Raw genomic sequence first — 10581 nt, forward strand, 5'->3', positions numbered from 1 at the left:
GGCCCACCCGGCCTTGGCCAGATCCGCCAGCATGGCCTTCCAGAAGCCGCGGCGGGACCACCTGTTGAACCGGTTGTAGACCGTGGTGCGCGGCCGATACTCCGCCGGACAGTCGCGCCAGCGGCAGCCCGATGTCAGGACGTACAGGATGCCGGAGATGATCTGCCGGTCGTCCTTCCGCTCGGGTCCAGGCTGATCCCGGGGCATGAACGGTTCGATCACCGCCCACTGCTCGTCCGAGAGCCAGAACAGGTCTGCCATCGCCACCTCCAGGCCGCAAAACGGCCGCCTGGAATCACAAATTGGCAAACCCCGCAACAGCTTGGTGCGGTTCACGCCCTAAGGCGTCCGTCACGTCACCTTTGCGATATCCTACGTCCCGGCTTAGCGGAAAGCCGAAATTCGCAACGGCCAAGCTTTACCGACGTGCGATCGTGACGTTTTCAAGGCCAAAAACCTAATGCCTTATAGAGCTATCTTAGTTCAGTCGCGCTTGGTACAAGCTCTTTCCGTAATGTTCTCAGTAATAGGCGAGATAAATGACCGAAAAAAATTTTAACGTAAGCCAAGAACGCGACGAAAATACGACAGATAACGAAAAACGCATCAGGGATCGTGCGCACGAAATGTGGGAGGCGGATGGTCGTCCTGAGGGTCGGGAGGAGCAATACTGGTTGCGCGCAAGGGAAATGATCTCAGCCGAGGGTGATTCAGCCTACCCGCCCACTCAGGCCCGAGGCCATCGAAACTGACTGGCGGACATCGGTTGGAATGGCGACGGGGTGAGGCGTACCTCGGCATCAGGACCTGAACGGCATCGACGCCCGCAGAGCCGAAACCGCCGATCCGATCCGGGGGGATGGAGAAAGCCGAGGGCGTCATCTCACCGGACGAGAAGCGCCTTGCTCATGGTCAGGTTGACCACGACGCCGGCCTCGTCCCAGAATCGGTCGACCGACCCGTCCAATTGCTGCCTGATCGCCCTGTCGAGGAGACGGCTTCCGTACCACCCGCCAGGCCCCGCGGGCGGCGAGACGGGCGGGCCGCCCCGCTCCGTCCAGACGAGCGCGAGGTTCTGATCACGGTCCGTCGCCGACACGTCCAATGTGCCCGTCGAAACGGACAGGGCACCATACTTGAGCGAGTTGGTCGCGAGCTCATGCACCACGAGCGCCAGGGTAGTCGCGGCTGCCTCGCCCACGCCCATCCTCGGTACGGAGACGCGGATGCGCCCGCTGAACGCGCCCATGTCGTCGTAGGGCTTGAGCAGGATCGCGATCAGGTCTCCGAGAAGCGCTGCCTTGCCCTCGGTGCCCGGAAGCGGGCGAACCAGGTCGTGGGCACGGCCGAGGGCGGTCAGGCGCTGGGTGAGCTCGCGCGCCATGTCGACCGTGGTGTTGGTCGACCGCGAGGTGATGGCGGTCAGGCTCGCGGCGATGGTGAGGAGGTTCTTGACCCGGTGGCTCATCTCGCCGGCGAGGAGCTCGTGGCCCTCCTCGGCCTGTTTGCGCCCGGTGACATCGAGGAAGATGCCCGACATCACCCGAGCGACGATGTCCTTATCGTCGCCCTGACCTCGGGCGGAGATCCATCGTACGAGGCCGCCGTCCAGGATGCGGAAGTCGATCTCGTAGGGTCCGTGGATCGCCCGGGTCGCTGCGAAGGCCGCACGGACACGGTCGCGGTCGGCCGGATGGATGCGAGAGGATAGATCTTCGAACTTCACGGACGCGCAAGGCGGCAGGCCCCAGAGATCGAAGGCACGGTCGTCCATTGCAAAACCGTCAGTGTCGACATTCCACGACCAGAGCGACACGCCCGCGGCATCGAGGGCCAGCCGCAGCTGCTCCGCTGTCCAAAGCGGGGGGATCGAGGATTGTGTGGACACTGGAAACCTTCCGATGGACGGACCTCCGAGACAGGTATTCCGCACATGGGACGATGCCTCATTCGGATCGTCGCCGCCACGACCGTTTTGCGATGTCATCGAGATAGTGAGCGTTATGAAGTGGATCCATCCCTGACTGTCTGACGCCGCCGTAAGTCCACGGTCTTGCAGAGGAGGCGTGATAGCTCCCCGACCGAGTAAGGCTTGCGGAGAAGTTCGAATCCGTAGGTCCCGTTCTTGGCCAGCACGTTGCTGTAACCCGAAGTCAGAAGCACAGGTAGACCGAAGTGGTCGCGGCGAATGCAGTGTGCAAGGTCGATCCCGTCCATGCCCGGCATCATCACGTCGGTGAAGACCACGTCGAAGCGGGATGCGTCCTTCGCCAGTTCGGCCAGGGCTGCCGCGGCGTCGGATGCCAGGACGGGGACGAACCCGAGTTCGGCCAGGCTTTGCGTGGCGAAGCTGCCGATTTCGGCATTGTCCTCCACCACAAGGACGCAGATGCCCTGGCCATCCTGATGCCCCTCGGGCTCGACCTCGCCGACGGTTCGTCCGACGTCGTCCGCCCGTGGCAGGAACAACGTGAGGGTGCTGCCTTCCCCAACTTTGCTCTCGACGGTGATCTCGCCCCCCGATTGCTTGGCGAAGCCGAACACCTGGCTCAGGCCGAGACCCGTGCCGTGCCCGACGCCTTTCGTCGTGAAGAAGGGCTCGAAGATCCGGTCCAGCCTGTCGGAAGGGATGCCGGTCCCCGTATCCGTAATAGACACGGCGACGAAGTCTCCGTTCACGGCGTCATGGGAGCGTACGGCGGGCATGGTCTCGACGGCTGTGACAACAATGTCGATGCGACCCTCGCCATCCATCGCATCGCGTGCGTTGAGCGCGATGTTGACCAACGCTGTGTCGAATTGGCTTGGATCGACGTTCAAGAACAACGGCGCGTCGGGGAGTCGGATATCGACCTCGATGTGCGACCCGGCCAGGGTCGACATCATCCCGCTGATCGCCCTCACGCTGGCCCCGGCATCGAAGACCTCCGGCTTGAGCGATTGCCGTCGGGCGAAGGCCAGGAGTTGCGCCGTCAGCCGGGCGGCCCGGTCAACGGTATCCGAGATGGCGCCGACGTAGCGTGCACGTCGTTCCTCCGGCAAATTCGGGCGCTTGAGCAGGTCGGTAGATGACTTGATCACCGTGAGCAGGTTGTTGAAATCGTGCGCCACACCCCCGGTCAACTGTCCGACGGCCTCCAGCTTCTGCGACTGACGCAAGGCGTCCTGAGCCTGTTCGAGCTCCACGGTGCGCGCCGACACCCTGCCCTCCAGTGTCGTGTTCAGGTCGCGAAGCCTTTCCTCGCTGATCCGCAGCGCGTCCTCGGCCCGCTTAGCGGCAGTCAGGTCCCGCGAGACCACCAGTATCTTCTCGGGTCTTCCATCAGGGCCGTTGATCGGCGTGACGACCACGTCCCACCAACGGGGGGCCGCCTTCATCGTCCTCGCGAAACCCTGGAATCGGGCGACGTCGCCGGCGTTGACGCTCGCGACGGCGGCAAGTGCCTTCTCCCGCCCGTCATCCGTCCAGAGATCGGGCCAAAGAGTGCCTCTGATGGCCTCGAAATCATCGACTTCCATGACGCACATGCCCTGTTCAGTCATGAACTCGATCCGTGCGTCCAGGTCGAGCACCTTGATGCAGTCGATCGAACTCGCCAGCACCCGGCTGCTGAACTCCTCGCTCCTGCGCAACTCCGCCTCGGCCGCGATAAGCCGATTGATGACCCGCTGCTGATCATGGGCCAGCCGGTCCATCGCCTCCGCCTTCCCACGCAGGCGGACGGTCTCGGTGACCTCCTCGACCAGATGGAGAATGAAGGCTACCTCGCCGTCCGCCCCTAGAACCGGCACGTTGACCGGGCTCCACCATCGTTCCTCGAAGCGGCCTTCGGCATCGCGCATGGCGTAACGTTGCACCGCCATCGTATCGGGCGATTTGGTGTTCAGGACGCGTCGGAAAGAGGCGGTCAGGTTTTGAACGCCATCGGCGGCGGGGTCGTCCGGATCGTCGGGAAAGAGATCGAAGAGCCGACGTCCGACCTGCTCGGACCGCGTCGTGCCGGTCGCACGAAGCCTGGCATCGTTCGCCGCGACAACTGTCCAGTGCGGAGGGGACACGACCAGCAGCGGTACCGGGACAGCCTCGAACAGCGACCGGTAATTGAGCCCCCGGACCGAGTCGGCGCCAGGATGGGCAAACAACGAATTCGTCTGACGGTTGATGTCTCTCATGCGGCGTTTTGGTTCTGACTTGTTGCCGCTCGATCACCGTCACGGTGACGGAACGCAGCACCGACCGGCTTGAGTGACCTATCCATAAGGCGTTCCAACCGGTGAGAATTGCATCGGTTGCCGGCCACCTCGACGATTCAGGTTCGGTCCCGCGGGTATTACGGCCGGTACCGCTTTTGATCATGGTCTTGGTGCCGTGTGATGAGCTTTAAGCAGCCATCGCATGGGACATGAAGAAGCGCAGCATCTCCCGGCTCGCATCGGGACCCTGGGGATCGGTGTGGGACCCGGATGGGTGGCCGCCGGCCCAGGCATGGCCGGCACCGTGAAGGACCCATTGCTCGGATGACCAGGCACCGTGGGCCTCCGCCAGCACGGTTCGCGTGAACGCCATACCGCCGGCGGAACGACCCTCGGTGGTGGTGCCGGTCAATTCCGTCCCCGGTCGCGATTGGGCGATGGCCTGGTCCCCGTTGATCGACGCGACGGTGGTGTCGCGGTCCCCGTGGAACACGATGGTCGGGACCGGGTGCACCGTCCGCTTCGGTTGGCGCAGGGCGCCCCGACGCATCGTCGAGAAGGCGGCTGCCATCGACCCAGCGGCCCCGCTGGCCAGGCCGGAATGGATGCCGATGGCGGCATAGATGTCCGGGTAGGCTTGGCCCATCACCGCGGCCGCGGCCCCGCCCGAGGAGAGGCCGGCGACGTAGACCCTTGCCGGGTCGACGTCGAAGTCCTCCATGATCCGATGGGTCAGCCCGGCGAGGATGGACGGCTCGCCCCGCCCGCGGTGCTGGTCGCCGTCCCTGAACCAGTTCCAGCTCTTGACCATGTTGGCCGACCGGGGCTGGTCGGGATAAGCCACGATGACACCTTGCTCCGCGGCCAGCCGATCCATCCGGGTTCCGATGGCGAAGTCGCGCGCCGTCTGCGAGCAGCCGTGGAGCATCACCACGAGCGGACGGGAACCGCGTCCGGAACCCGCTGGAACGAACAGGTCGTAGGCGCGGCTCCCGGCCCTGTTGCCGTACCGACGTGCCAAGGCGCCGGGCCGGTCGATGGACCGTTCAGCCGATTCCATCGACGCGGGTTCGGGACGCTCTGTCATCGAGTCGCTTTCGGGGAGGGCCCAGTACGATGCGGGTCGCGAGCTACGGCAGGGCGCCGATCATGCCCTTTGCCTCGGTCATCGTGTTCTCGCAGGCGCGCTTGTCACCGCCCCGATCCTCGGCGGACGCCCGGACGATGAGGGCCCGCGCGGCGGCGATGTGGTCGGCGGTCGAGACCGTTTCGGGATCGCTCGGGGAGCCGTCGCGGACGGTGGTCAGGCCCCGTGGCGAACCCGTTCGTAGCTCGTGGCCCTCCATCAGGCCGGAGACCTGAACGGCCCCTGCGCTGTCGAGGCGACGCTCGATGGTGCCGATCTGCTCGGCGCAGGACGATGCAAGGGCGGGAAGCGGAAGGGTCGCGAGAACGGCGGCGGCAACCAAGCGCATCATGGTGTTTCTCCGGAAGGTGGCAGCACCTCCGGAGACGCTCGACGAGCGGACGACCGGGATGCTGTCCCTCACGCGGCGATGCGAGGGTAGCGTTTGTCCAACCTGTGCCAGAGCCGAATGTTGCGCCGCAGCACGAAACGCGGGGCAGCCCCGTGCCAACCGCCGCCGTCGCAACCCGTCTGCGCGGCCAATCGGCGATGGCTCGGCGGGACATGCTCGCGGCGCCAACCCTATGGGTGATCGGGCTGCCAACGGCCCGAAATGTTGCCGGTCGATCCCATGCGCAGGAATTCTTATCGACGTTCGCGGGATCAAGAGCCCCGGGAGTTGGTTGTCATCATGCTTAGCGCTCGACGGTGGATGGTTTTTCCCGCGATTTCGAGCGCGATATTTTCCAGCGGGATCATTGAAATGAAGGCACTTACTTGGCAGGGCCGAGGCAAGATCTCGTGCGATACCGTTCCGGACCCGAAAATCGCGCATGGTCGTGACGCCATCATCAAGGTAACCGCCTGCGCGATCTGCGGCTCGGACCTCCACCTCATGGGTGGCTTCATGCCCACGATGGAGTGCGGCGACGTCCTCGGGCACGAGACCATGGGCGAGGTCATCGAGGTCGGACGGGACAATCAGAAGCTCAAGGTCGGCGACCGCATCGTGGTGCCCTTCACGATCTGCTGCGGCGAGTGCCGCCAGTGCAAGTGGGGCAACTGGAGCTGCTGCGAGCGCACCAACCCGAACGGCGCGATGCAGGCCAAGGTCTTCGGCTATCCGCTCGCCGGACTGTTCGGCTTCTCGCACCTCACCGGCGGTATCCCGGGCGGCCAGGCCGAGTACCTGCGGGTGCCTTATGCCGACGTCGGCCCCATCGTCGTCCCCGAGGGGCTCACCGACGAGCAGGTGCTGTTCCTCAGCGACATCTTCCCGACCGCCTACCAGGCAGCCGAGCACTGCGACATCGGTCCCGAGGACACCGTGGCGATTTGGGGCTGCGGCCCGGTCGGCGTTCTCGCGGTGAAATGCTGCCTGATGCTGGGCGCCAAGCGCGTCATATCCATCGACAGCGTTCCCGAGCGCCTCGCGCTGGCCCGCGAGGCCGGCGCCGAGACCATCGATCTGTCCACGGAGAACGTGCAGGACACCCTGATGGAGATGACCCACGGGCTCGGCCCCGACTCGGTCATCGAGGCGGTCGGCATGGAGTCCCACGGAGCCGACACCACCCTGCAGAAGGTCTCCTCGGCCATCATGGAGCACACCGTCAGCCTGGAGCGTCCCTTCGCCCTCAACCAAGCGATCCTGGCCTGCCGCCCCGGCGGCAACGTCTCGATGCCCGGCGTGTTCGCGGGGCCGGTCGGTCCCGTCGCCCTCGGCGTCCTGATGAACAAGGGGCTGACCCTGAAGACCGGCCAGACCCACATGGTCCGCTACATGAAGCCCCTGATGGAGCGCATCCAGAACGGCGACATCGACCCCTCCTTCATCATCAGCCACCGCTCCACGAACCTGGAGGACGGCCCGGCCCTGTACGACATGTTCCGGGACAAGAAGGACGCCTGCACCAAGGTGGTGTTCAAGCCGCACGGCTGAACTGAAGACCGCGGGGGCGGTGCACATGCGCCAATCGCGCCCGGCCCCGAACGAACAATACAATAGGGAGGAGACCGGATGTCGAACTACGTTTTCGATGACAGCAACATCACTTGGCGGACGTTGGATTGGCTTCCGCACATCGCGTTCTTCGTCTACAAGGTCGACGAGGACAACCGCATCGTCGACGTCGTCTTCAAGTTCGCGTCGAACCGGAAGGTCATGCTCCATCGGCACAAGTGCCCTTACGTGACGCTCGTGATGCAGGGTGAGCTTCGGTTCTACCGCGAGGACGGGACCCATAAGGAGACCCGCCCCACCGGCAGTTTCGTCTCCGGGCCCGCGGACGGCGAACCGCACATGGAAGGCGGCGGTGACGAGGACGCTATCGTGTTCTTCAGCAACCGAAACGTCGAGGATGCCCTTTACGAGTTCCTCGACGACGCGGGCAATCCCGTCCAGGTCCTCAGCATCGCCGACTTCAAGGCGGAGCTCGCCGAGCAAATTTCGTCCGGGACCTACGCCAAGGTCGAGGGACGACCCGCCTGATCGATGCCGCCACGTCATTGGCCGGAGCCAGCGTCAGGCCCGCCGTAAGCCGTCCTTCGCCTCGAAAAGGCGAAGGACGGCAGGCTCCCGGATGTCCACCGCCTCCCGACACGGACAAGAAAGCGACTTATGCCCACCGCAGTGATCTTCGACGTCGATGGCACCCTGATCGACTCGGTCCCCCAGCACGCCCGTGCCTGGCAGGATGCCTTCCGGGATTTCGGTCACGATATCCGGTTCGAGGATCTGCGGAGGCAGATCGGCAAGGGCGGGGACCTCCTGATGCCGGTGTTCCTGTCGGAGGCGGAGATCGCCGAGAAGGGCGACGCACTGGAGGAGCACCGTTCGGGGATCCTGAAGGAGCGCTACCTGCCGACCATCGAGGGCCTGCCACAGGTCCGTGCGCTCGTCGAACGCCTGCTGGCGGACGGCAAGCAACTCGCGCTGGCCTCCTCCGCAAAGGGCGATGAGCTTAAGACCTACAAGAAGATCGCCGACATCGACGACCTCATCGGCATTGAGACGTCGTCGGACGACGCGGAGGACAGCAAGCCGAACCCGGACATCTTCCAGGCCGCGCTGAAGCGTCTCGACGGCGTCACGGCGCAGGATGCCGTCGTCGTCGGCGATACGCCCTACGATGCCGAGGCCGCCGGCAAGGCCGGCATCCGCACGATTGGACTGCTCACGGGCGGGTGGACGGCCGAGGAGCTCATGCAGGCCGGCTGCATCGCGACCTACAAGGACCCGGCCGAACTGCTTGCCCGGTACGACACCTCGCCACTGGTCGGGGCGCGGACCTGAACAAGGATGGGGCGTCCGACATGACCGATACCTTCCCGGGCGTCCCCGATGGCCCGCACCTGCGCACCATCGCCATGCCGCGCGACACGAACGCCGCCGGCGCCATCTTCGGAGGCTGGACGGTGTCGCAGATGGACCTGGCGGGCGGCACCTTCGCCGCCCAGCGAACCAAGGGCCGTGTGGCAACCGTCAGCATCGATGCGATGCGCTTCCTCCGGCCGATTGCGGTCGGTGACGAGGTGAGTTGCTACTGTGTCCTGCAGGAAGAAGGCGAGACGTCGTTGGGCGTCAGGATCGAAGTCTGGGTCCGGGACCGTACCGGGAGCAATCCGGAGAAGGTCACGGAAGGGGTCTTCACCTACGTTGCTTTGGACGACGAGGGGAAGCCTCGGCAGCCGACCGACGACCGGACCGGCGAGACCTGAAGGCAGCCGCCGCCTTTACGCGACGGTCTCGTTCGAGAGATGCCGGTGTGGCGATACAGCGCCGCCGCCATGGTCGCGGGCACGTCGTTTCGTTGAACAACCGATTCTGGAATCGTTTGAGTCGTTATGGAAACCTATGTCCTCGTCGTCGCCGGGTTCGGTGTCCTGGTGCTTCTGACGGCTTGGTTGCCGATGGTGCTCCGGGCGCTGCCTTTGTCGCTTCCCATCTGCTGCGTCGGCATCGGCGCGGCCTTGTCGACCATCCCGGTGGTCGCGGAACTCACACCCCATCCCGGCTCCCACGCCAAGCTGATCGAGCATGCCACCGAGGCCGTGGTCGTCATCTCGTTGATGGGAGCAGGGCTGAAGATCGACCGCCTGTTTGGATGGCGAACCTGGTCGGTGACGTGGCGGCTCCTCGGCATTGGCATGCCGCTGACGATCCTCGCCTTGACCTTGCTGGGATCGACCCTGCTTGGACTTGGTCTCGCGTCGGCACTACTCCTCGCGTCGTCCTTGGCTCCGACGGATCCGGTCTTGGCATCCGACGTTCAAGTTGGTCATCCCGACGAGGACCATGAGGACGAGCCGCGGTTCGCCCTGACCTCGGAGGCAGGACTCAACGACGGCCTGGCCTTTCCCTTCGTGAACCTCGCCATTGGCCTCACCGGTGGCGGTCTTGCCGGATTGTCGTGGTCGCATTGGCTTGCGGTCGACGTGCTCTGGAAGATCGCCGTGGGGGCCGTTTTCGGCGCGGCGGTCGGCCAAGCGTTGGGATGGCTGATGTTTCACCTGCCCAACTTGTCGAAGCTTTCCCGCACCGGAGACGGGTTCGTGGCACTCGGCGTGACCTGCATCGCCTATGGATGCGTCCAGGTTCTTGACGGATACGGTTTCGTCGGCGTGTTCGCAGCCGCTCTTGCGCTGCGTTCATCCAGTCGCGGCCATGAATACCATCGCAAGATGCACGACTACGCCGAGGAGCTCGAACGCCTTCTGATGATGGTGCTGCTCATCGGGTTCGGGGCGGTGCTCGTCAGCGGCGGGTTGCTCCGTGCCTTGACCTGGCCGGCCGTTGCCTTCGCCCTGCTAGCGCTTCTCGTCGCGCGACCCTTGTGTTGTTGGATCGGACTGCTCGGAAGCGGGCGATCCACCGAGGACCGTGCCGTCGTGAGCTTCTTCGGTATCCGTGGGTTGGGGACGATCTACTACCTCGCGTTCGCAACCGGTCATGCCGCCTTCGAGGAGACGGATCTCCTTTGGGCCACGGCCGGGCTGACGGTGCTCATCTCGATCCTCCTGCACGGCGTTACCGTCACGCCAGTCCTTCGCGCCCTCGACCGCAGGATGGGACGGGACACAGAGAGTGCGCAGCTGGACCTGACCCTCCCCAGCCCCACGGTATGACCGTGAATGGCGGGCGGTGTTCCATCCGAGATCGCGTGTGCCAAGGTCAAACGGCCGCACGGCGCGGCCGCGCTGCGTCGGGGCTAGGGCCTGTCGTCGCCTGAACGGACTGGCGGGGCTTGCGTTTTCATCTT

The 10581-nt window shown here is 64.8% G+C and carries 11 protein-coding genes; 6 read left to right on the top strand and 5 right to left on the bottom strand.

The genetic code is table 11. The features are described from left to right. Positions 1 to 261: transposase (locus OXS49_RS30985; protein WP_267428426.1), on the bottom strand; the 261-nt coding region annotated here is incomplete at its 3' end. A gap of 278 nt (positions 262 to 539) precedes the next feature. Here OXS49_RS30985 and OXS49_RS30990 point away from each other — a divergent pair. Then, a complete protein-coding gene (locus tag OXS49_RS30990; RefSeq protein ID WP_267428428.1) occupies positions 540 to 752 on the top strand; it encodes a DUF2934 domain-containing protein in 213 nt (70 codons plus the stop codon). A 131-nt stretch (positions 753 to 883) separates the two neighbouring features. On the opposite strand, the gene OXS49_RS30995 is transcribed toward OXS49_RS30990, so the two are convergent. The 4 genes from OXS49_RS30995 to OXS49_RS31010 all read right to left on the bottom strand — a co-directional run bounded on the left by OXS49_RS30995 (position 884) and on the right by OXS49_RS31010 (position 5672). After that, positions 884 to 1888: an HWE histidine kinase domain-containing protein gene (locus tag OXS49_RS30995; protein ID WP_267428429.1), complete on the bottom strand. Its 1005-nt coding sequence runs from the start codon at positions 1886 to 1888 to the stop codon at positions 884 to 886. Positions 1889 to 2001: 113 nt separating this feature from the next. After that, the gene (locus OXS49_RS31000; protein ID WP_267428430.1) at positions 2002 to 4173 is read right to left on the bottom strand and encodes a PAS domain-containing protein; all 2172 of its coding nucleotides are present in this window, start codon (positions 4171 to 4173) and stop codon (positions 2002 to 2004) included. A 208-nt stretch (positions 4174 to 4381) separates the two neighbouring features. Then, positions 4382 to 5254 carry a PHB depolymerase family esterase gene (locus OXS49_RS31005; RefSeq protein WP_267428431.1) on the bottom strand — a complete coding sequence of 291 codons (873 nt, stop codon included), beginning with the start codon at positions 5252 to 5254 and terminating at the stop codon, positions 4382 to 4384. 70 nt (positions 5255 to 5324) lie between these two features. Further along, positions 5325 to 5672, bottom strand: coding sequence for a hypothetical protein (locus OXS49_RS31010; RefSeq protein WP_243997634.1), 348 nt, complete (start codon positions 5670 to 5672; stop codon positions 5325 to 5327). Between the two features lie 411 nt (positions 5673 to 6083). Here OXS49_RS31010 and OXS49_RS31015 point away from each other — a divergent pair, with 411 nt between their 5' ends. From OXS49_RS31015 to OXS49_RS31035, 5 genes are all read left to right on the top strand, one after another. Continuing rightward, positions 6084 to 7262, top strand: coding sequence for a zinc-dependent alcohol dehydrogenase (locus OXS49_RS31015; protein WP_243997632.1), 1179 nt, complete (start codon positions 6084 to 6086; stop codon positions 7260 to 7262). 78 nt (positions 7263 to 7340) lie between these two features. Then, on the top strand, positions 7341 to 7811 hold the full coding sequence (locus tag OXS49_RS31020; RefSeq protein ID WP_267428432.1) for a regulator: 471 nt from the start codon (positions 7341 to 7343) through the stop codon (positions 7809 to 7811). A 129-nt stretch (positions 7812 to 7940) separates the two neighbouring features. Continuing rightward, positions 7941 to 8615 carry an HAD family phosphatase gene (locus OXS49_RS31025; protein WP_267428433.1) on the top strand — a complete coding sequence of 225 codons (675 nt, stop codon included), beginning with the start codon at positions 7941 to 7943 and terminating at the stop codon, positions 8613 to 8615. A gap of 20 nt (positions 8616 to 8635) precedes the next feature. Next, positions 8636 to 9040, top strand: a complete 405-nt coding sequence (locus OXS49_RS31030) for an acyl-CoA thioesterase (protein WP_243997625.1) — start codon at positions 8636 to 8638, stop codon at positions 9038 to 9040. A gap of 126 nt (positions 9041 to 9166) precedes the next feature. Continuing rightward, positions 9167 to 10447 carry a cation:proton antiporter gene (locus OXS49_RS31035; protein WP_243997623.1) on the top strand — a complete coding sequence of 427 codons (1281 nt, stop codon included), beginning with the start codon at positions 9167 to 9169 and terminating at the stop codon, positions 10445 to 10447. Positions 10448 to 10581: the final 134 nt, after the last annotated feature.

The sequence above is a fragment of the Methylobacterium sp. GC_Met_2 genome, assembly GCF_026540795.1.
Lineage (GTDB): Bacteria > Pseudomonadota > Alphaproteobacteria > Rhizobiales > Beijerinckiaceae > Methylobacterium.

Bases quoted from the DNA above. Each gene is read 5' to 3' on its own strand.
- OXS49_RS30990 (WP_267428428.1), top strand. From the start codon at position 540: ATGACCGAAAAAAATTTTAACGTAAGCCAAGAACGCGACGAAAATACG.
- OXS49_RS31000 (WP_267428430.1), bottom strand. From the start codon at position 4,173: ATGAGAGACATCAACCGTCAGACGAATTCGTTGTTTGCCCATCCTGGC.
- OXS49_RS31005 (WP_267428431.1), bottom strand. From the start codon at position 5,254: ATGGAATCGGCTGAACGGTCCATCGACCGGCCCGGCGCCTTGGCACGT.
- OXS49_RS31010 (WP_243997634.1), bottom strand. From the start codon at position 5,672: ATGATGCGCTTGGTTGCCGCCGCCGTTCTCGCGACCCTTCCGCTTCCC.
- OXS49_RS31015 (WP_243997632.1), top strand. From the start codon at position 6,084: ATGAAGGCACTTACTTGGCAGGGCCGAGGCAAGATCTCGTGCGATACC.
- OXS49_RS31020 (WP_267428432.1), top strand. From the start codon at position 7,341: ATGTCGAACTACGTTTTCGATGACAGCAACATCACTTGGCGGACGTTG.
- OXS49_RS31025 (WP_267428433.1), top strand. From the start codon at position 7,941: ATGCCCACCGCAGTGATCTTCGACGTCGATGGCACCCTGATCGACTCG.
- OXS49_RS31030 (WP_243997625.1), top strand. From the start codon at position 8,636: ATGACCGATACCTTCCCGGGCGTCCCCGATGGCCCGCACCTGCGCACC.
- OXS49_RS31035 (WP_243997623.1), top strand. From the start codon at position 9,167: ATGGAAACCTATGTCCTCGTCGTCGCCGGGTTCGGTGTCCTGGTGCTT.